Origin of the sequence: Chroococcidiopsis sp. TS-821, assembly GCF_002939305.1 — a bacterium.
In the GTDB taxonomy this organism is placed as follows: domain Bacteria; phylum Cyanobacteriota; class Cyanobacteriia; order Cyanobacteriales; family Chroococcidiopsidaceae; genus Chroogloeocystis.
Map to the genome: position 1 here is coordinate 16,184 of NZ_MVDI01000016.1, position 21,781 is coordinate 37,964.

Annotated in this window: 19 protein-coding genes; 15 read left to right on the top strand and 4 right to left on the bottom strand. The window is 42.1% G+C overall.

Annotation, left to right across the window (positions count from 1 at the left end; translation table 11 throughout):
- Positions 1-212 precede the first annotated feature (212 nt).
- Positions 213-476 carry a DUF3146 family protein gene (locus B1A85_RS22605; RefSeq protein WP_015188609.1) on the top strand — a complete coding sequence of 88 codons (264 nt, stop codon included), beginning with the start codon at positions 213-215 and terminating at the stop codon, positions 474-476.
- Positions 477-612: 136 nt separating this feature from the next.
- On the opposite strand, the gene B1A85_RS22610 is transcribed toward B1A85_RS22605, so the two are convergent.
- The 3 genes from B1A85_RS22610 to ntcA form a co-directional block, all read right to left on the bottom strand.
- Complete coding sequence (locus B1A85_RS22610) at positions 613-1,023, bottom strand: pre-16S rRNA-processing nuclease YqgF (RefSeq protein ID WP_104548976.1); 411 nt, start codon at positions 1,021-1,023, stop codon at positions 613-615.
- Between the two features lie 151 nt (positions 1,024-1,174).
- Complete coding sequence (locus B1A85_RS22615; protein ID WP_104548977.1) at positions 1,175-2,647, bottom strand: DUF3084 domain-containing protein; 1,473 nt, start codon at positions 2,645-2,647, stop codon at positions 1,175-1,177.
- Positions 2,648-2,781: 134 nt separating this feature from the next.
- Entirely contained in the window at positions 2,782-3,453 is a 672-nt protein-coding gene (gene ntcA / locus B1A85_RS22620; protein ID WP_015188606.1) for a global nitrogen regulator NtcA, read from the bottom strand.
- A gap of 540 nt (positions 3,454-3,993) precedes the next feature.
- On the opposite strand from ntcA, the gene fabI reads away from it, so the two are divergent.
- The 11 genes from fabI to B1A85_RS22670 all read left to right on the top strand — a co-directional run bounded on the left by fabI (position 3,994) and on the right by B1A85_RS22670 (position 14,487).
- Complete coding sequence (gene fabI / locus B1A85_RS22625) at positions 3,994-4,770, top strand: enoyl-ACP reductase FabI (protein ID WP_104548978.1); 777 nt, start codon at positions 3,994-3,996, stop codon at positions 4,768-4,770.
- A 91-nt stretch (positions 4,771-4,861) separates the two neighbouring features.
- Positions 4,862-5,512 (top strand): imidazoleglycerol-phosphate dehydratase HisB, encoded by a 651-nt coding sequence (hisB, locus tag B1A85_RS22630; RefSeq protein WP_104548979.1) that lies wholly within the window; start codon positions 4,862-4,864, stop codon positions 5,510-5,512.
- A gap of 213 nt (positions 5,513-5,725) precedes the next feature.
- Positions 5,726-7,168, top strand: a complete 1,443-nt coding sequence (locus B1A85_RS22635) for a folate/biopterin family MFS transporter (RefSeq protein WP_104548980.1) — start codon at positions 5,726-5,728, stop codon at positions 7,166-7,168.
- A 40-nt stretch (positions 7,169-7,208) separates the two neighbouring features.
- Entirely contained in the window at positions 7,209-8,699 is a 1,491-nt protein-coding gene (locus tag B1A85_RS22640; protein WP_104548981.1) for a carotenoid oxygenase family protein, read from the top strand.
- Between the two features lie 395 nt (positions 8,700-9,094).
- Positions 9,095-9,271 carry a hypothetical protein gene (locus tag B1A85_RS24110; protein WP_168192465.1) on the top strand — a complete coding sequence of 59 codons (177 nt, stop codon included), beginning with the start codon at positions 9,095-9,097 and terminating at the stop codon, positions 9,269-9,271.
- Positions 9,268-9,609, top strand: coding sequence for a hypothetical protein (locus B1A85_RS22645; RefSeq protein ID WP_104548982.1), 342 nt, complete (start codon positions 9,268-9,270; stop codon positions 9,607-9,609). Before B1A85_RS24110 ends, B1A85_RS22645 begins: the two co-directional genes overlap by 4 nt.
- 162 nt (positions 9,610-9,771) lie before the next feature.
- Complete coding sequence (locus tag B1A85_RS22650) at positions 9,772-9,969, top strand: hypothetical protein (protein ID WP_104548983.1); 198 nt, start codon at positions 9,772-9,774, stop codon at positions 9,967-9,969.
- A 111-nt stretch (positions 9,970-10,080) separates the two neighbouring features.
- The gene (locus B1A85_RS22655) at positions 10,081-11,868 is read left to right on the top strand and encodes an OmpA family protein (protein WP_104548984.1); all 1,788 of its coding nucleotides are present in this window, start codon (positions 10,081-10,083) and stop codon (positions 11,866-11,868) included.
- 2 nt (positions 11,869-11,870) lie between these two features.
- Positions 11,871-12,365, top strand: coding sequence for a Rab family GTPase (locus B1A85_RS22660; protein ID WP_104548985.1), 495 nt, complete (start codon positions 11,871-11,873; stop codon positions 12,363-12,365).
- Positions 12,366-13,376 carry an adenylate/guanylate cyclase domain-containing protein gene (locus tag B1A85_RS24115; RefSeq protein WP_168192466.1) on the top strand — a complete coding sequence of 337 codons (1,011 nt, stop codon included), beginning with the start codon at positions 12,366-12,368 and terminating at the stop codon, positions 13,374-13,376. It begins immediately after the preceding gene.
- Positions 13,369-14,487 carry a sensor histidine kinase KdpD gene (locus B1A85_RS22670; RefSeq protein WP_104548986.1) on the top strand — a complete coding sequence of 373 codons (1,119 nt, stop codon included), beginning with the start codon at positions 13,369-13,371 and terminating at the stop codon, positions 14,485-14,487. Before B1A85_RS24115 ends, B1A85_RS22670 begins: the two co-directional genes overlap by 8 nt.
- Positions 14,488-14,634: 147 nt before the next feature.
- Here B1A85_RS22670 and B1A85_RS22675 read toward each other — a convergent pair whose 3' ends face one another.
- On the bottom strand, positions 14,635-14,838 hold the full coding sequence (locus tag B1A85_RS22675; RefSeq protein ID WP_104548987.1) for a chlorophyll a/b-binding protein: 204 nt from the start codon (positions 14,836-14,838) through the stop codon (positions 14,635-14,637).
- 407 nt (positions 14,839-15,245) lie between these two features.
- On the opposite strand from B1A85_RS22675, the gene B1A85_RS22680 reads away from it, so the two are divergent.
- From B1A85_RS22680 to B1A85_RS22690, 3 genes are all read left to right on the top strand, one after another.
- A complete protein-coding gene (locus tag B1A85_RS22680; protein ID WP_104548988.1) occupies positions 15,246-18,389 on the top strand; it encodes a hypothetical protein in 3,144 nt (1,047 codons plus the stop codon).
- Between the two features lie 128 nt (positions 18,390-18,517).
- Entirely contained in the window at positions 18,518-19,111 is a 594-nt protein-coding gene (locus B1A85_RS25000; RefSeq protein WP_210404688.1) for a response regulator, read from the top strand.
- Positions 19,112-19,140: 29 nt separating this feature from the next.
- A complete protein-coding gene (locus B1A85_RS22690; protein ID WP_104548989.1) occupies positions 19,141-21,738 on the top strand; it encodes a GAF domain-containing protein in 2,598 nt (865 codons plus the stop codon).
- Positions 21,739-21,781 lie beyond the last annotated feature (43 nt).

A 21,781-nucleotide genomic window follows, 5' to 3' on the forward strand; every position in this document is an offset into this window, starting at 1 on the left:
GAAAGCAAAAGGTTGTTCGGTTGTTTCACCTCCCTTAGGAGGTGTAGAAAAAGTTGATCTTTGATTCCTGATTTCGGCTTTCTCTAAAACGATCTACCCTAGGAAGTGATCTAAATTTATATCTTTGTATCTTTGTTGTGAGTTGTCACCTATAGGCAAAATGGAAAGTTAGTCATTTAATCGTTCTTGTCGAAGTTGGGAAGCAAAGGATTGTGAGTCGTAAGCGATTACCTGAAACTACTGCCCATGTTAGGATTACACGACAATCCTGGCAATTTGGCTACTTAGAAGGAGAAGTGCGAGCCGGCGATTTTGAATGGCAGTTTCAATGGTGCTTTCGGCGCGGAGAATTGTCTGTCAAACCTTCTCAAGGTCGCGCGCTTATCAAAGAACCGTTAGGACGTTTTCTAGAACAGAAAGATTATCAACTCGAACCAGGAGGAGATTACGCCTTTACGATTCGTGCAGAGCTTTAGGAGGGATAAGCAGAAAGTGATTAGTGACTAGTGGTTAGTGAATGGTTTTGAATTATAGAAAATTTTCTCGCTTTTTACTCTTGCTGGACATTGGGCACTTAAAACTTGTAACTTCACGACTCAAAATTCAAAACACTCATTGTGCTAACCGATTGAGATATCTTTCGATTAACAAAATGGCGACAATATCATCGATGGGTTTTGGTGGTTGACGTAAACCGCGTGGGATGAGTTGTTGCAATCCGCGGGGAGGAAACATTTGCCAGTAGCGATCGCGCGCTTCTAAGCTTGTATACCGTTCGTCAACCATGATAATTGATGGCGGTTCGGACAGTTCTTGCTCTAGTTGTTGTTTCCAGTTTTTAGCAGTAGTTTGATCCCCGATAACGATTAATGAAATAGGAAATTGTTGACGAAGTTGTTTAATTGTGGCGATCGCTGCTGTTGCCGAGATAACTTGATGATAGTACAGTTGACGGTCTAATCCCATCACTGCTATTCCACACTTGTCGCGCCCTGGATCAAACCCTAAAATAGCTGGCTGCATCGATAAAAACCTTCTTCTGAAAAGTCGAGAATCAGAGGTCTGAGGTTTGGAAATTAACAGTGTTTTAATTCATAAGGAAACGCGAACGACTTTTTTACCAACGCGCAGCAATCGAGACAATCATCTGCTTCCCGACCTCCAACCTCTTCTCTTAGGTACGAAATATGACTTGTCCATTTTGCGTTGCTAACAATTCAACTTTCAAAGGTCCAGCAGTGTAAGTCACCTCTGCTGCTACTGCTTGAATTTCAACGGCTTGATTGTATTGTTTGAGTTGCTCGATAAAACCAATCAATGTTTCAATTCGATTATCTCCAATTTGGATGGTATCGCCTAGAATACCTGCTCTTTGGGCGCGAAAATTAGAAGCTCCTAAAAGAAGTTCGACCCGCTGTCGAAGTTCAGTGTCTGACATAGTCGCAGGATTAGCAGAAATTGCGGCTAAGACATCACCAGGACGAAAAACAACTTGATTTTGAGCCGCATCAGCGATCACTTGTACGGATCTTTCTCCCAAAACATAATTACCTGCTGATATAATTCGAACAACGTAGTCACGTCCATCATTAATCTGCGCAATAAGTTGGTCAACTTGCGCAGGCGAGATATTGACGACTTGCTCATTGACGTGTTCGATACCAGGTTGAGTAAATCGCAGCGCTACTCGATTTGCTTCTCCCAAGAGTTGATCGACAGCTTGACGCGCAGCTTTGGGATCGACAATCCGCACAACTCCACCAGCTAAAACTTGACCGCGAAACAACGCCACATTTCCACGCCGCAGTACTTGTAGGTTTCTTTCAAGGTTTTGTGCTTCTTGTTCGAGATAGTTTTGTTGAATTTCTAATTGTTTAAGGCGGCTTTCGCGCTGGGCAATCACGCGATCGCGTTGCGTAATACTTTCATCAAGTTTAGCAATTTCGCGATCGCGCTGGCTAATTTGTGCTTTGAGTTGATCGCGTTGTTCGACTAATTGCTGTAATTCAGATTGTACTTGTTGAATTTCGGCGCGTAATTCGCGCGCGCGTTGCGAGACTGTTCTCAACCTTGCTTGCGCTTGCTGAAACTGTGCAGAAACTTGATTTAACTTTTCTTGGGTTTGATTGAGTCGGGCTTGTGTTTGCGACTGTTGGACTTGGGTGCGGTTAAGTTGCGCTTGCGTTTGTGCTTGTTGTGTTCGTGCGGCTTGTAGCGATTCATTGATGGCTTCTAAACGTTGTTGCGCTTCGGCTTCGCGTCGTTGAGCTTCTCGCTGCTCGGCTCTTCGTTCGGCTCTTGCTTGAGCGAGTTCCTGTTGAACTTGTGTTTTTTCTTGAGTTGTTGCTTCGAGTTGTTGACGCGTGGCTTCGAGTTCCTGGCGTCTGTCGCGCAGTTCGCTTTGAATTTCTTCGAGTTCAAACACGCCAGTACGCAGTCGTTCATCTGCTGCAAATAAGATTGCTAACGTCGAAGCTGAAATGATACTTCCTGTCAAAATCGTAATTAATACCGCGGTGTTACGCGGACGCAGATTAAATAAGCTTAAGCGTGCTTTACCAACTCGCGTACCAAGGCGATCGCCCACCGTTGCGATTACGCCTCCTAAAATCAAAATCGATGCAATTAAAATGTATCCGGTGGTCATTTTTAGCTTTTTGTTACCCCTCCAGATACAGCCTACTACCTTTTAGAAGTAAGTTAAGTTCAGTCAAGAATTTGAGAGAAAATTACAGTTGCTAGTGGCTAGTTACTAGCGCTACTAACCACTTTTCCAATCGCTCAACTAAACTGTTGACTTAGCGCTACTGGATTATGTACGGTAATTTTCTTCTTGTGTATAGAAATCATGTTTTCCTGACGCAAGTCTCCGAGCAGTCGCGTGACAGTGACGCGTGTTGAACCAATGGCTTCAGCGATCGCCTGATGCGATAGCTTCAAGTCGATTGTGATCCCGTCTGCATTGGGAACGCCAAAGTCGCGACACAAAATTAACAAAAAGCTGACTAAACGCGAACCCATATCGCGGTGTGCTAAGGTTTCAATCATCATTTCTGTTTGCAAGATCCTTGATGATAAGCCACGCAGCATCAACATTGATAATTCGGGATTATCTTTTAACGATTGCTCGACTTGTTCTATCGGTGCTGATAACAATTCGACGGGTGTAAACGCGACAGCGTGATAAAACCGATCGGAACGGTTCCCCGTCAGCAGTGACAAAACCCCAAAAACACTGTTCTCGCGCAGTAGCGCTACCGTGATTTCCTCTCCCGCTTCATAAACGCGCGAAAGCTTCACCGCACCTTTAATAAGAAAATAAACTCGTTCTGCTGGATCGCCAGGAAAAAATATCGTTTTACCTCGTTCAAAAGTTTCCACAACTGGTGGAAATGAGCCAGCGCCCACTTGACGAAATACAGCTGCTAACGGTCTATCTTGCGTCACGACCATATATCCTTGCCCTTACCGATGCTCGAAAGCCTACACCAATTCAACACATTCCACACGCGAGTTTGAGACTTTAAATCAATTAAGCCGACTTGCATTCGGGATTTTGTAGTCTAGTTTACATAAAATCTAAAATTACAAATTCCCTGTCTTAAATCAAGACTTTAGACTAATTTACATACAATTCGTTCAACTACTACTAGTTAGCATAACTTGTCAACCTCTTAAGTGAGAAACTAAGCTTTTACAAGGAAATGTGTGCCATTTTCTTTGTTCGTTACGGTGAATGCAAATCATCCGTGAAAGTTAGAGCTGTAAAAAAGCTCCTGAATTTTCCCACCTGTGAGAAACTAAAGTAGTTGGGAAGCTTTCTACCTCGTTCTCAATTCTGGAGGATGAAAACAAGGAGAATGTTTCTTTGAAGGGTTGAAAGGCAAATCTAAGCTTTTGAGGTTTGATATAAGCGATGTACGCACGAGCCATCGCCCTAAAAAAGCTTCCCAGATTCCAGTATCCTCAAGAAGGTTGCATAAGTTAACTACCATGCTAGATTTAACTGGAAAAAATGCTTTAGTAACGGGCATTGCTAACAATCGCTCGATCGCCTGGGGAATTGCTCAACAACTGCACAAAGCAGGAGCCAACATTGGTGTAAGTTACCTTCCGGATGAAAAGGGCAAGATGGAAAAAAAAGTAGCGGAACTTGTTGAACCGCTCAACCCTAGCTTATTTGTTCCCTGCGATGTCCAAAATGAGGCACAGATTCAGTCTACCTTTGCAGCAATTCAAGAAAAATGGGGCAAACTTGATATTTTGATTCATTGTCTGGCGTTTGCCAATAAAGAAGATTTAAGCGGAGAGTTTAGCAATACCTCGCGGGCTGGATTTGCCAAAGCTTTAGAAATTAGCACCTATTCGCTTATTCAGTTGAGCGCAGCTGCCAAGCCTTTGATGACAGAAGGTGGAAGTATTTTGACATTGACTTATTTAGGCGGCGATCGCGTTGTCCCCAACTACAACGTCATGGGAATTGCCAAAGCGGGATTAGAAATGAGTGTCCGCTATCTAGCATCAGAACTTGGTCCGCAAAATATTCGCGTCAATGCGATTTCTGCAGGTCCTATCCGAACGCTTGCTTCTTCAGCCGTTGGTGGTATTTTGGAGATGATTCACCATGTCGAAGAAGTTGCACCTTTGCGGCGTACCGTGACTCAATTAGAAGTCGGTAATGCAGCCGCTTTTTTGTGTAGCGACCTCGCAAGCGGGATCACCGGACAAATTTTGTATGTCGATGCAGGCTACGAAATTATGGGGATGTAGTTAAATTAGCATTGTGGGGAAGCAGGCATCTCGCCTGCCGTTCGCAAAATTGTAGCATGGTATTAGAGTTGTTCTTGTTAATTTTGACTCCATGCAGTTAAGCGATCCTCCAGAGCGGGGCGACACCCTACAACAAATCTCCAACATTGCCGTAGCGCGAACAGCTTCGATTCACCGCACTACCGGCGAAACGGATGTCCAAGTGAATTTAAATCTTGACGGTACAGGCAAGTGTACAGCAGCAACGGGCATACCGTTTCTTGACCATATGCTGCATCAAATCGCGTCACATGGTTTAATTGACTTAGATGTCCGCGCAACAGGCGATCTCGAAATTGACGATCACCATACCAACGAGGATGTTGGTATTACTCTGGGACAAGCGCTCAACAAAGCATTAGGCGATCGCAAAGGAATAGTTCGTTTTGGTAACTTTCTCGCGCCTTTAGATGAAGCTTTGGTACAAGTGGCGCTAGACTTCTCAGGACGCCCTCATCTCAGCTACGGCTTACAAATTCCAACTCAACGCGTAGGTACGTACGACACTCAACTCGTGCGGGAGTTTTTTGTGGCGATCGTCAACCACAGTCAAATGACACTCCACATTCGCCAACTTGATGGTATCAACTCGCACCATATCATCGAAGCTACATTTAAAGCTTTTGCCAGAGCAATGCGCATGGCGCTAGAAATTGATCCCCGACGTGCAGGAACAATTCCTAGTTCAAAAGGAGTTTTATGACGCTTAGTACCCTGATTGAATCGAGTGGAAGAGTGTAATTGAGGAGCGTCTTCACTCAACACTCACCATTGAGAAATTATAACTATCTATCTCCTCTGCACCTGAAGCTTCCTCTGCTTCTTCAACTCTCTGACTCCTTCTTTGACACGGGGGTTACACATCCTAGGGTAGATGGATACTATAGTAAGCATTGATATTTATTAAGAATTATCAATGTTTATTTCTCCTAGCGGTACGAGTTTGAAAAACTCCTTGACAAAAACACTGTTTTTTGGTCACGAACCCACTCCAGAGTTACTTGGCATCTTAGTGGTTTACTTTGTGCAAGGTATTCTGGGGTTATCGCGGTTAGCGGTGAGCTTTTTCCTCAAAGACGAGTTGGGCTTGAGTCCAGCAGAGGTATCAGCACTGTTTGGGATTGTGGCGTTACCTTGGATCGTTAAACCTCTGTTTGGGTTCATCTCCGATGGTTTGCCGATTCTCGGATACCGACGACGTCCTTACCTGATCTTGTCAGGAATCTTAGGCTCGCTTTCTTGGGCGGGGTTAGCAACAATCGTCCACACTTCTGCTGCTGCCACTTTAGCACTCGCAATTGGTTCGCTGTCAGTCGCGATCGGGGATGTGATTGTTGACTCGCTTGTCGTAGAACGCGCGCGCGCCGAATCACAAGGAGAAGTCGGCTCGTTACAATCGCTGTGTTGGGGTGCTTCAGCGTTCGGTGGCTTGATCACTGCGTATTTTAGTGGATTACTCCTCGAACTCTTTTCCACGCGCACCATCTTCTGGATTACGGCTTCTTTTCCGTTGATTGTCTCCATAGTCGCGTGGTTAATTAGCGAGTCTCCTGTTAGCGAAAAACCAGATCTATCGACTATTAAGCATCAACTGGGGGAATTACGTAAGGCGATTACACAAAAAGCCATTTGGTTACCCACCGCATTTGTCTTTATTTGGCAAGCAACTCCTACGGCTGATGCCGCTTTCTTTTTCTTCACAACGAATGAATTGGGATTTGAACCAGAGTTTTTAGGAAGAGTCCGCCTCGTTACGAGTATCGCTTCGCTTGTTGGCGTGTGGGTATTTCACCGCTTTTTGAAAAGTGTCCCGTTTCGCGTCATTTTTGGGTGGAGTACCGTACTCTCAGCGGTTCTAGGGATGAGTACGCTGCTACTTGTAACGCATACTAACCGGGCTTTGGGCATTGATGACCATTGGTTTAGCATTGGTGACAATCTGATCCTCACGGTGATGGGGCAGATTGCATATATGCCAGTTCTAGTGTTGGCAGCACGTTTATGCCCTCCAGGCGTGGAAGCAACCTTATTTGCACTGTTAATGTCAATTTCTAATTTAGGAGGTCTGCTTTCCTATCAATTAGGCGCCTTACTTATGCATTGGATGGGGATTACGCAAACTAACTTTCAAAACCTTTGGCTACTCGTTGTCATTGCCAACGTCAGCACATTGTTACCATTACCGTTTCTCAATTGGCTACCCGCAACTGAAATCACAACCCGGACAATTGAACCTAATGCAGAAACTGATGCTGATGCAACTTCTACCAAGCTTGGACAAGGACGATTACCAGAATTGATGTCTGAGTTAGTTCCGCAGTCACTCTTGCAACAGCCCGCCAAAGAACCCGCAGAGTAGATTTTAGCTTTATAGTCTTTAACCATTAGCCATTACAGCTATGCAACTTCACGAACGCGCATCTACAGTACCTATCCACTCCTATCAACGCCAAGACTGGCAAGGAGGATACAAGTCGCTCAAAACTGAATACGATTACTGGATTGACGACATTGAAGGGCAAATTCCACCAGAATTGCAGGGAACTTTGTTTCGCAATGGTCCAGGGTTATTAGATATTAACGGTATGCCAATCCACCATCCGTTCGACGGCGATGGTATGGTTAGCGCGATCGCCTTTAAAGATGGTCGCGCGCACTTCCGTAACCGTTTTGTCCGTACTGCTGCGTTCTTAGAAGAACAAAAAGCTGGCAAAATCCTCTATCGCGGTGTTTTCGGTACGCAAAAGCCTGGTGGTTGGCTAGCAAACGCCTTCGATCTGCGCTTGAAAAATATCGCCAATACCAACGTTGTCTATTGGGGCGGTAAACTTTTAGCATTATGGGAAGCTGCCGATCCCCACCGCCTCGATCCGGCAACGCTGGACACCTTAGGTAAAGACTCACTCAACGGTGTTTTAGCTGACGGCGAAGCTTTCGCTGCACATCCTCGTATCGATCCTCGGTGTAACCAAGATGGTGGCGCACCGTGCATGGTGAACTTCTCGATCAAGCCTGGTTTGTCTTCAACAATTACGATTTTTGAGTTAGATCCAGCGGGAAACGTAATTCGCCAACACGCGCACAATGTTCCTGGGTTCGCATTTATTCACGACTTTGCCATTACCGAAAATTACTGCATCTTCTTCCAAAATCCGATTGCATTTAATCCGATTCCTTTTGTTTTAGGTTTGCGCGGTGCGGGAGAATGCATTAAATTCCTTCCTAACCAACCAACCCGCATTGTTATCATTCCAAGACATAAATCGCGTCACGTACAAATTCTAGAAACGCAATCTGGTTTTGTTTTTCATCACGCGAATGCATTTGAGCAAGGCGATGAAATTTTTATCGACTCGATTTGTTACGAATCTTTTCCTGAAGTTGAAGCTGGAAGTGACTTCAAACAAGTTGATTTTGATGCGCTCAAACCAGGACAGCTCTGGCGCTTTCATGTCAACTTGCAACAGCAAACCGTAGCGCGAGAATTAATTGAACCACGTTGTTGTGAATTTCCGACGATGCATCCTGACAAAGTTGGACGTGCTTGTCGGTATTTGTATCTGGGGGCGGCGCATGCTGCGACTGGAAATGCACCTTTGCAAGCCATTCTCAAAATCGATTTAGAATCAGGGCAGCGACAATTGTGGAGTGCTGCACCGCGCGGTTTTATTAGCGAACCAGTTTTTGTCGAACGCCCTGGCGCTGAAAGTGAAGATGATGGCTGGATATTGGCGTTAGTTTATGATGCAGCGTATCATCGTTCCGATGTCGCGATCTTAGATGCACGTAATTTAGAGCAAGGTGCGATCGCGCGTCTCCACCTCAAGCACCATATTCCTTATGGATTGCACGGCAGTTTTACGCCGGAATTATTTATATCAAATGACTAAGTAACAACCACAAAAATAGAGCTTGCGTGCTTGCCTTTAATAAGTGCGCAAGTGCTTTTATTAAAACTTATAGTTAAAACTGAGTAAAAATAATTACTTTAATTGATATAAACTAACATCACGGCTGAGAAGCTATTTATATTTTTTCACTCACATCTAATACACATCATACATCTGCAGATAAAATAAGCTGAGGGTTACTAATACACTAGCTGCGTCATGCGCTCCAAAAATTAGTAGCCTTCTTTTTTTCAGTTTTAACGTTTAACTTGCTTTATGCCTTATTTTGCAGAAAGTAGGGTATTTACTATATCTTGAAGTAAGATGGCTCAAACAACCTAAGAAGGTGAAATCGCAATGCAACCAATGCAACTCAGTAATCAAGGATCAAATCAATGAATACACCCGAAGAAGAACACATTGCGTATGTAGTAGTAGAACAAATAAACACTAATCCAGCGCCGACTGTAAAAAGGATTAAATTGATGAACACGCCAGAAGAAGAACAAATTACATATATTGCAGTTGAACCGAATAAATCAAATACGATGCAAATACGATGCAAACAATGAAACCACAACTAACGGCTGGAGATAGTTCTGGTAATGGAAACTTAGAAAAAGTTAGGGATATTTTATTTGGAAATCAAATTCGGGAGTTTGATAAAAAGTTTAATCGGTTAGAAGAACGTTTCCTTAAAGAATGTACGAATTTACGTAATGATACAAAAAAACGGCTAGACTCCCTAGAGGCATATATTAAACAGGAAATAGAATCTCTGACTATAGAAATTAAAACTCAGCAAACTGCTAGCGAAGAAGCATTAAAAGAGCTAAATCAAAGTACCAAAGATATTACTAAATCTCTAGAAACAGAAACTAAAAAGCGTTTAGAATCTCTAGACTCTTAAATAAAGCAAGAATTTAATACATTAACTGAGCAAATTAAAAGCGAACATGCTGAGCGAGACGAAGCAATAGAAAAAGTAACACAACATATCCAGGATACAACAAAAAACTTAGAGAAAAGAATTGCTCAATTAGACGAGCAAACAGCACAAAAGCAACGAGAGATGCGCCAGCAAATTCTGGAACAAGCTAATAACTTTGATAATGAAATACAAGCGAAATATGCACAAATTGTTGCTTTAATTGAAAAGGAAGTTCAGGAAGTACGCAATGAAAAAATGGATCGAGTAACTTTAGCTAATTTACTTACACAAATGGCTATGCAACTAAATAATGAATTTGACGTGCTCGGAAATGATTAATTAAGTACGCTACTAAAGTTTAAATTATTATTAGTTTAGCCCAGAAGTTTAAGCTTTTGGGCTACCAGTGCATAACGATAAGCAGTATTTAAATTAGAAATTATGTAAGCGATGACTGAATTTTCTACGCACGAACCTACCACAAATTCGTTAGACACAAATGATGATTCAGAAATAGATGCGATCGCTGAATTGCGCAAGCTGTTAATTTCTCCTGAACAAGAGAAACTCGAACAAATACAGAAACGATTAGACGATCCGCAAATTCATGCAGAAGATATCAGCCGCGTTCTTCCAGAAGCTATTATTTTGCGATCGCTCCAAAACGACGAACAACTTACTCAAGCGTTATTACCTACTGTAGAAGAAGCAATTCAAGCTTCTGTCAAAAAAGATCTACACGTCTTAGCTAATGCTATTTTCCCTATTATTGGACCAGCAATTAGAAAATCTATTGCGACAACTTTAAGCACAATGCTCCAATCACTCAATCAAACATTGGAACATAGCTTTTCGATACAAAGTTTTAAATGGCGGTTAGAAGCCCGTCAAACAGGCAAATCCTTTGCGGAAGTAGTGCTGCTACGGACTCTCCTTTACCGCGTCGAACAAGTTTTTCTCATTCATAAAAAAACAGGCTTATTACTGCAACACGTGACTGCTGATTTAGTTGCTACTCAGGATGCAGATCTAGTATCAGCAATGCTAACAGCAATTCAAGATTTTATTCAAGATTCTTTTCCAGTGAAAGCTGGTGAAAATTTAGAAACTTTACAGTTTGGCGAGCTTACTATTTGGATCGAACAAGGTCCGCAAGCAGTATTGGCAGGTGTTATTCGTGGCAATGCACCTGAAGAGTTGAGGTTAGTATTTCAGCAAGTAATCGAAACCATACATAGAGAATTTCAACGAGAACTCAAGATATATGAAGGTGATGATTCTTTATTTGAATCTAGCCGAAAATATTTGGAAAGTTGCTTGCAATCTCAGTATTCTGTCAAAGAAGAGAAACATTCTCCAGTTTTATGGATTCTCCTCGGTTCGCTACTTTTTGCTACTGGTTTGTGGAGCTTTCTTTCTTGGCAAAGTAGACACCGTTGGCAAACTTATTTAACACGGCTAGAAGCACAACCTGGAATAGTTGTTATTACAACAGGAAGGCGCCATGGTAAGTATTTTGTTTCCGGATTACGCGATCCGTTGGCGATAAATCCTCTCACTCTTTTGCAAGAATCAAATATTCAGCCCCAAACAGTCGTTAGTCAGTGGGAACCTTATCTTTCTTTTGAATCAAACTTTATATTACAAAGAGCAAAACAGGTTTTACAACCTCCAGAAACTGGAACTTTAGCAATTAATGAAAATGGCGTACTTTCAGCCACGGGTTCAGCACCACAGCAATGGATTACTGAAGCTCAAAAATTGGTACGTACTATTCCAGGAATTACTCAATTACAAACAAAAAATTTAACTGAAACTGACTTTCAAGAATTAACACATAGCCAACAGCAGATTGAAAATCAAATTCTCCTTTTTGGAGAAAATAACACTGAACTTCTGCCAAGCCAAGATAACAAATTATCGATTCTCTTTAAAGAACTTCAAAATTTATCCAAATTAGCACCCTATTATCATAAGCAAATTTATCTTCAAATTATAGGGCGTACTGACGAGCAGGGTAATAATGAAAAAAACCTTGTGCTGAGTCAGGCACGAGCATATAAAGTTTTATCAATTTTAAATTCTCAGAACTATTCATCTATTAATATGAGTGCCGTAGGAATAGGAACAAAACAACCTTTATTTAATCAATATATGCAAAAAGAGCAAGCACTTAATCGCAGTGTATCTTTCAAAGTTTTTATTACTGACGACACCACCAGCAACAAGTCTTTATAGTTATGATTCAAAAGAAAATTTGTATGGTAGGTGCTTTTGCTACAGGAAAAACCAGCCTTGTAGCGCGATTTGTCAAAAGTATTTACTCTGACACTTACCACACTACAGTAGGGGTCAAAATAGATAAGAAGTTAGTGAATATTCAAGAGCAAAAAGTTAGCTTGATTATTTGGGATATTCACGGAGAAGACGACTTTCAAAAAATAAGAATGACTTATCTGCGAGGCGCTTCCGGTTATTTTTTAGTCGTTGATGGAACGCGACAGGAAACATTAGATAAAGCTTTATCTTTGCAAGAAAAAGTGGAAGAAACAGTTGGCAATATTCCTTTTATTATCATAGTTAATAAAGTAGATTTAATCAATGATTGGGAAATAGAAGATGCAGTCCTAGAGCAATTGCTCCAGAAGCCATGGACAGTAGTTAGAGGAAGCGCTAAAACCGGTGAAGGTGTTGAACAAGCCTTTTTTACCCTTGCTAAAAAGATGCTAAATTAAATGACATTTCCTATCCCAGTTCTCAATTATATCCAAGCATTCACTGTCGGAGAGCGCGATTTAGCGTACCTGTTAGTCAATAATCAGGGGTTAATAACACAGTGGGGAGGCAAGTTAGAAAATTATGGAATAAAAAATTTACAACAAGGAGATTGTCTGGAAGAAAAGGTCTTTTTTTTAGAAGGAATTCTGCCAATTGACAATTCTCCTATTTTTTTACCATGTGTTAAAACTGAATGCGGGGTTGCAGCAGATATTCATATCTTTTCGAGCGATGTAGGAAACTGGATTTTATTTCTTGATGCTTCTCAAGAAGAAAGCCAGCATTGGCTGAGCCAACAAATTAATAACGAGTTGAGTTTAGTATCTCAACGGCAAATAAAATTTCTCAAGCAAAGTTTAGTGAATCGAGAAAAAAGGTCAAATCATCTCAACTTTAAATCACTAGAGTATCAAAATAAAACTGTTTTATCTGCTAATATTCGCGATTACATTGCTTATATAGACAAATACCCTCCTGACACTATTTTTAGCACTTTCAATCTGTATCTCTTGACACTAACTAATTTAATCCTTGAGCACGGCGGACTAGTGAGCAATATATTTGGAGATACAGCGATCGCCTTGTTTGGTATTTTGCCCTCAACAAGTTCTCTATCCAAGCGTGCAATCGAGGCTGCATTGAGTATGATTAACGCAGTACAGAAACTCGGCAAAGCTCAACAAGCAAATAATTTACCAGTTTTGAGTATTGGTATTGGTATTGCCTCAGGTTCACTAATAATAAGTACAAATAACTATCAAAAATCGCAAAAATTCAACATATTAGGCTACCCTGTCTATGTAGCTGCAATATTAAAAGATCAAGCTTGTTCTGGAGAAATTTTAATAGATGAAAATACGTTTCACCGAATTGATCGACTTCAAAAGCATTTTTCATTAAGTTCATCAGAAATTAACGATACCACTAAACCTATTAAAGTTTATTCTTGTTTGCCGCACCATGATTGATGAATCTACTATTCTCGACTTATTTGCAGCTTTAAATGTTGTTGTACTCACACGCTTAGATAACAAAGCGTTTAAATTAATAGGAAATCCTCCAGCTTGGTTCTTACAATTCTATCCTGAAGTTGTACAAACAGAAAATTTAGTTTTAGAAGACAAATTCATATTTTTAGAGAATTTTTTATTTGATGCAGAAAAACACTGGCAAGAGCAGAATAAAGGAACTCTCAAGTCAGGTTTGTGGATAGAAACAGACGATTCTGGAAGCGAACACTACTTAGAAGCCGTAGCCGTAAACGCTTTGTCTCAAAAATTTCTACTGATTTCTTTAGGAGAACTTACTGTAAATGAAGAAAAGCAGTTATTAATACAACAAGCTAGAGAGAAAAGTTTAAATTATCAAGCTTTAATTAAAGAAACTCAAAAAAAAGAATTTCTCATTCATTGTATTATTCATGATTTAGCTGGACCTTTAACCGGAATAAGGTATTGCTTAGATCTTATAGAGCTACAAGATATAACAGACAAAGCTAAAGAATATCTAGAACTAGGTAAAATCCAAGCTCAACGGCAAGAATTTCTAATTCAAAATATTCTAGATACTTTTGCTGCGGAAGTTGAATCAATTCAATTCGCTTCAGATTCACACTTCCCCGATGCTCTTGAGTGCACTACTAAAATGATTAGTCTTTTGTCACCGCTATTCGTTTTCGGCAAAAAGCGTTTAGAACTGGATAGTAGAATCGATCCCCAACAAGATTGGAGAGTGATTGGTGACAAAGCTCGCTTAGAACGAGTGCTATCTAATTTAATAGAGAATGCGTGGCGACATACTCCGCCCAATACTGCAGTTACAGTGAATATTCAGTCACAGCCAGAATCGATTCTGTTTACTGTTGACGATCAAGGTCCTGGCGTCGCACCTGAGTTAGCAACAAGGTTATTTCAAAAATTTACTCAAGGTAAGCAAAACACCGGAAGAAGTGGTCTTGGTTTGTACTTTTGCCGAATTACAGTAGAACGTTGGGGTGGCAAGATTGGCTATCTTGCTCGTGTTGAAGGAGGTTCGCGATTTTGGTTTTCGTTACCTAAAGTCCTGGCAAGTAGAAAATAAATTTTGATTTACTTGTGTTTTTGTAACTTACAAATCGATTTTAGTGTTAAACGAATTAATGCCTATTTAAATGTCTTTTTAGATTCACGAATAGGTTGAAAAATCGATTATTTATTTGACTTCACCTATTCGTGCTTAAGCAATTAGTTAATAACTAATTAAGTGTAATATGTCGCGTAAAACGCTGTAGCCGGCTAAGTCCCAGAGTAGATATGCAAGAAAGCCAATCATGGCTAAGCGTCCGTTCCAAAGTTCAGCTTGTGGATTCCAGCCGAAAAGAAAAGCATTGCGATCTTTGCCGTTATATTCTTTAGCAACTGAAGGTAGATTTGTATTGCTATTGCTATCCATATTTTGCTCCTAAAAAATTTGCTGCTGCTTTTAACTGTATCGAGCTATTTCTGTGCTGCTTTCTATCTACAGATACAAACTTCAACCAGGTCTAAAGAGCGAGCATTGAGATATTTTTAAAAGTAGTAATTCTACCATTGGAGGGTGTAAGTCTTTAAAGATTTCAATAAAGTGTTACATCCTACCGTAGGTTAATAAAGTTAGAGTAAAGAAAGCAACTAGACTTTATTGATTTTTATGCTTACCTGCTTTTGTTTAGAAGACAGCTTTTCAGACCTTAGGGGGATGCTTTAGCCTATCCGATTCAAAGACTCTGAGCTAGAAAGTTGAGTATTGCTGAAGATACAGAGTTTTTTCTCATGTAATCTTATAATTTACCCTGATTTAGGCTTTGACGAAGGGATATCATGTTTGAGAATACGGAAATACTACTGGAGCCACACCGAGCATTATCTTGGATAGCGCAGGTGACACCAGTTCCTGCTCCAATCACACCAGCCGAAGCAGCATTAGTTTTCTCAGGTCCGAGATTTTTTGTTGCTTTAATTTCTGGTATTATTCTTGCCTTTGCCATTCAGTTGGTGCTAACAAACCTCTCGGTTGCTGCTGGCATTTCTTTCTTGGGGCGTTCCTCAGACTCAGACTCAGCGAGTAACGATGGTTCTGGTAGTGTCGGAGGGACGATTCGCAAGATTGGTACTGCGGTAGGAATTTGGACTTTAGTCACCGTAAGTGTTGCCTTATTCATCGCTTGTCTTTTGGCAGTGCAACTAAGTTTGCTAAATCTACCTATAGATGTAGGACTAGGAGCAATTCTCGGACTTGTCATTTGGGGAGCATATTTTTTACTGCTGTTTTGGTTTAGTTCTACTACTGTAGGTTCCCTAGTTGGCTCAGTTGTCAATACCGCAACATCAGGATTGCAAGCAATTATTGGCACAGCAACAGCTGCATTTGGGGCGAAGGCGGTAAATAACCAGGTTGTTGCTACAGCTGAAGCAGCGGCGGCGGCGGTACGTCGCGAACTTGGCAGCGCGATCGACCCGATGACAATTCGGGAAAATATCGAGGATTATCTGGATTCACTTCGTCCTCCCGAATTGAACTTGTCGAATATCCGTAAGGAGTTTGAAAATCTGTTGAACGATCCGCAGCTAAAAGAAATTGCGGGTACAGACGATCTGCGGAACATCGATCGCCAGAAATTTGTAGAGTTGGTCAGCAGTCGTACCGATCTTTCACGGCGCGATATTAATCGCATTGTCGATCAACTCGAAAGTGTGTGGCGACAAGTTGTATCGCAGCATGCTCCCCAAAAAGATCGCATGGGTGAGTTGATTGACTACCTCAAGTCGGTACAACCTGGGCAAGCCAAAACGGACGAATTAAGCGCCAAGATAGATCAGTTGATTGCAGAAGTCCGCGCGAGCAAGAGAAAGCAAGACTCAGATGCTGGAGGCGGAGGACCTTTCCAAATGTCGCTTCAACAAGGTTTGACAACCTTGATGGGACTTGTAATGGGAAGAGCGGATCTTTCCGATTTGGATGTTGAGAAAATCTTGAGTTCGCTTTCGCAAGCACGAGATAAAGCAACAGATCAAGCTGAAAAGGTTGCCGAGCAAGTAGGAATAAAAAGTGCAGCTGTACCGTACAATACGATTCGCGCAGATGTCGAAAACTACTTACTGAATACTTATTCTTGGCAGATTAACCGCGAAAAAGTTAATCAAGAATTTCGTGACGTTTTGTACGATCCTGCTGCCGATCCAGGAACTGTACGGCGTCAGCTTGAGCAGATTTCGCGCAAGGATTTTGCCGATCTGTTGCAACAACGCGGTGTCTTTACACAAGCCAAAATTCAAGAGATTGCCGACCAGCTAGAAAGCATTCGGCAAGAAGTGTTGACTATCGTGCGAGCCGAAGAAGAACGCGAAGCGGTTCAAGAGTTACAGCGACGTGTTGAAAGTTATCTACTCGTAACAAGTAAGGCAGATCTGACGCCTGAAAAGATGCAGCAAGATTTCAAGCCGTTGTTAGAGGATGAGGAAGCAGATCATGAATTACTCACCTTGCGCCTAGCGCGGTTGGAACGCGATTCTTTAAGACAAATTTTGCTACAACGTAACGACATTACACCAGAGGAAGCAGAGACGATCCTCAATTCAGTGGAAGAGGTACGCCAGCAAGTTTTGTTTGAATCGCAAAATGTTGCGGATCAAGCCAAACAACAAGCGGAAACGCTGTGGATTAATTTAGAGTCTTATCTGCGCAATACTGGTAAGGATGAACTTAATCCCGAAGGTATCAAGCGCGATTTGCAAAAACTGCTGGAAGATCCGCAAGCTGGAGCCGCCGCAGTTCGAGCGCGGCTGTCGCGTTTCGACCGCGATACATTAGTTCAGTTGTTAAATCAGCGTCAGGACTTATCGGAAGAACAGATTAACCAAATACTGCAACAAGTCGAAGGAACGTGGTACGATATCACGCACGCGCCGCAAATCATTGCAGACAAAGCCAAAGAGCAGTACGATTCGGTAACGCAGACGATCGCGGAATATCTGCGCAATACTGGTAAGGATGAACTTAATCCTGAAGGCATTCAGCGCGACTTTGCGCGTTTGTTTGAAAATCCGCAAGAAGGTGCGGCTGCACTCAGACGACGCCTCGCCCAGGTCGATCGCGATACGTTGGTGAAGCTGTTGAGTCAACGCCAAGACTTAAGCGAAGACCAAGTGAACCAAATTATCGATCAAATTCAAGTTTCCATCCGCAACATCATTCGCTCACCGCGCCGCTTGGCAGCACGCACGCAAGCGAGGGTGCAAAACTTCCAACAAACCTTGGAAGATTATTTGCGCAGTACGGGCAAAGACGAATTAAATCCTGAAGCGATTAAGCGCGAATTGTACCTGTTACTCAACGATCCGCGCGCCGGAGTAGAAAGTTTAAGCGAGCGCTTGTCACACTTTGACCGTTCGACGATTATTGCACTTCTACAAGCACGCGGTGATATGTCAGAAGAAGAAGCGGCGCGCACCGTCGATCAAGTTCTGGCGGTACGCGATCAGTTCGTCGAACAAGTACGGGCTATTCAACGCCGGATTCAAGACGTGATTGATGGCGTGTTTGGTAGAATCCGCAATTACTTAAATTCACTCGATCGTCCTGAACTCAACTACGATAGCATCAAAAAAGATGTGCGTAAGTTATTTGACGATCCGCAAGCAGGCTTTGAAGCGATTCGCGATCGCTTAGGGTCATTTAACCGCGACACGCTTGTTGCAATTTTAAGTTCGCGTGAGGATATTTCGGAAGCCGATGCTAACCGGATTATCGACCAAATTGAAGGTGCGCGTAACAACGTGCTGCAACGTGCAGAACGCATTCAACAAGAAGCGCAACGTCGGCTCGAACAAGTCAAAATGCAAGCACAACGACAAGCGGAAGAAACCCGCAAGGCAGCAGAAAGTGCAGCTTGGTGGCTATTTGCAACCGCAGTTGTTTCGGCAATTGCAGCCGCGATGGGTGGTGTCATTGCTGTTCTTATCTAGAAATTCATCAATCTTAATTAATTAACCGTAAAAACCTCTCAAATCGGGAGGTTTTTTCTATAGACACTCGCTTTTAGCGTTTGTTAGCATTGTTGGCTATCGCAGGGGCAGGGAAGTAGGTAATAATAATGTCTGACACTGATGTATTGTTGTCGCATCACGATCTAGGACTTGTCTTCCTGTTGATTGCGATCGCGATTGTTGCTTGTTACACGGCATTAAGCTTTGGAGGCTTTACCGTTGCGGTTGGACAAATTCGCAAATTTCGGTTGAGTGGTGGCGCGATCGCGATGGGGATCGGCATTTGGACAAGGTACGTCATTGCCATACCAACTGACAACCTCCTAGTGGCAATTGATTGTGACCTACCGAAGGTTTTCCTCTTGCTGGGAGTTGCGATCGCTGTTTCTAGCATGGCTTTATTTAAGGTAGTCCGCGATATTTTTTGTGCTGGCAACTATGCACATTGCTCAATAAATGATAGACCTAGGGTGATTCTCCTCGACCTCAAACTACCAAAAGTTGATAACTTAGAGGTTCTGCAAAAAATTAATTTTGATCCTCGCACGCGCCTGATTCCTATAGTAGTTCTGACATCTTCGCGCGAAGAACGCGACATCGTTGACAGTTATCAGCTAAGAGTCAATACCTACACCGTCAAACCTGTGGACTTCGAGCCGTTCGCAGAAGTTGGACGACAGTTAGGCTTTGGCGGCTACTGAATCAACCTCCGGTATCTTAAAAAAAGATTATGTCCACTTTGTTGCGGGTTTTGATTTTAGAAGATTCAGTGAGAGATACAGAACTTATACTGTACGAACTGCGCGCTTGCGGCATTAAGCCCAAATGGCAGCGTGTCGAAACCGAAGATGATTGTCGTGCGTGCTTAATAAATCAAGCATGGGATGTAATTCTTGCAGACTATGGAATGCCACAATTTGGCGCGCTACAAGCTTTACAGTTATTAAAGCAACAAAAACTAGACATTCCATTAATTGTTGTCACCGGTAGCGTCAGCGAAGAAGTTGCTGTTGAGTGCATGAAGCAGGGTGCAGCGGACTATTTACTGAAAGATCGTTTAGTTCGCCTAGGTGAAGCGATTAAACAAGCTATTGACAAAAAAAATCTCCGCGATCGAAAGCGCCAAGCCGAAATTGCTTTACAAGCGAGTGAAGAACGCTTCCGCCGCCTGGCAGATAATGCCCACGATATTCTTTACCGCTATTGCTTTGAGCCAACTCCAGGCTTTGATTATATTAGTTCTGCTGTTACTAAAATAACAGGTTATACACCGCAAGAGTATTACCGCAATCCTTTGTTAATCTCACAAATTGTGCATCCTGACGACCAGCAACTATGGCAGCGATCGCTTGCTGGCGAAATGCCCCAACCTCTTATGCTGCGTTGGATTCGCAAAGATGGGAAGATCGTCTGGACAGAACAAAGCAATGTAACGCTCTACAGCAATGGTGCTTTAACCGCAATTGAAGGTATTATCCGTAATGTCACTGCACGCAAGCAAGTCGAAATTCAAGTTCAGCAACAAGCCGAACGCGATCGCTTATTAAGTGCAATTGCGACGCGAATTCGTCAATCACTCAACTTAGATGAAATTCTCACGACAGCTGTTGCAGAAGTTCGGCAATTTTTAGACGCGGATCGCGTGATGATTTTTCGCTTTGAAGATAATCGTCATGGCAAAATTGTTGCTGAATCTGTAGCCGCTGATTGGCCTTTTGACTCTGAGATGAAAGTGCATGGTACCTGGTTACAAGAAACTCAGGCTGAATGTCGGCGCGGCTGCGTTCATTCAATTGATGATGTTGCGCAAGCCAATCTCAATCCTCAATTTGCCAAGATATTACAACGATTGCACGTCAAAGCACGGTTAGTTGTTCCGATTTTACAAGGTGACTGTGCTTGGGGATTGCTTGCCGTGCATCAATGTTCGCGATCGCGCCAATGGCAACTCAGCGAAGTTGATTTGATTGAGAAGTTAGCCACCCAAGTTGCGATCGCAATTCAACAAGGACAACTCTTTAACCAAGTCCAACAACAAGCTGCACGCGAACACTTACTCAACAATATCAGTCAATCGCTCAATTCTAGCCTCGATCCTGAACATATTTTGCAAGAAATTGTTAACCTTACAGGTCAAGGATTTGGTGTCGATCGCGTGATTATTTTTGCAATCGATACAACTCATATTCGCGTGATGAAAGAATGGAGAAAAAGCTCAAAAATAGTTTCCACGTTACACTTGCAGGTTCCTATATCCGATCATATAGAATTGCTGAATCCCACTTATTTTGCTTCTTACTATCAAGTTTTTCACGCCCCTGATTTTGCCAAGATTAATATCGATACCAAGCGAAAAACCCTCATCCAAAAAATACAAATGCGCTCTGAATTGCGCGTACCAATTTTTATCCGCGACCAGTTCTTTGGGGGATTATCATTACAGACAACAACAACGCAGCGAACTTTTACGCCAGAGGAAATTCAGCTATTACAACGCATTGCCAATCAAGCCGCGATCGCGCTTTATAATGCCCAAAGTTACGAACGCTTAGAACAACTAGTCAAAGAACGTACGCAAGAACTCGAACAAGAAAAATTACTTTCAGAAGCTGCGGATCGCGCCAAAACTGACTTTCTAGCAAATATGAGTCACGAACTCCGAACTCCGCTCACAGGAATAATTGGCTTCTCTAATCTTTTACTCAAACAGATTTTTGGAGAACTCAACGAGAAGCAACAACAATACATTGCGCTAATTCATTCTTCTGGACAACATTTATTAGACTTAATCAACGATCTTCTTGACTTATCAAAAATTGAGGCGGGAAAGGAAGAATTAAACCTTGAGACCTTGAGTGTCAAAGACATTTGCCAAGAATGTTTATCACTTGTTCAAGAAAAAGGACAAAAAAAAGAATTAGAATTTTCTTTGGTTATTCAAACAGAAACAATAACTTGTGTCGCCGATAAGCGCCGCCTTAAACAAATCTTATTTAACCTGCTCAATAATGCAGTAAAATTTACTTCCAAAGGAAAAATTATACTTCAAGTTAGTCAGAATTTAGACCACATCATGTTTGCTATTATCGATACTGGAATTGGCATCGCTGCCGAAGATTTACCAAATTTATTTCAACCATTTCAGCAACTTGATAGCGGCTTGAATCGTAAATATGAAGGAACTGGCTTAGGTTTAGCGCTATCGCGTAAACTAGCGCGGTTACACGGAGGAGATATCACCGTGACTTCCGAACTAGGACGTGGTAGCTGCTTTACAGTTTGCCTACCAGTAAATTTATTAGATAAATTACAGGCATCCTTGATTTGATGGTAATAGGTAATCAAAATTACCCATTACCAATACTATTAAA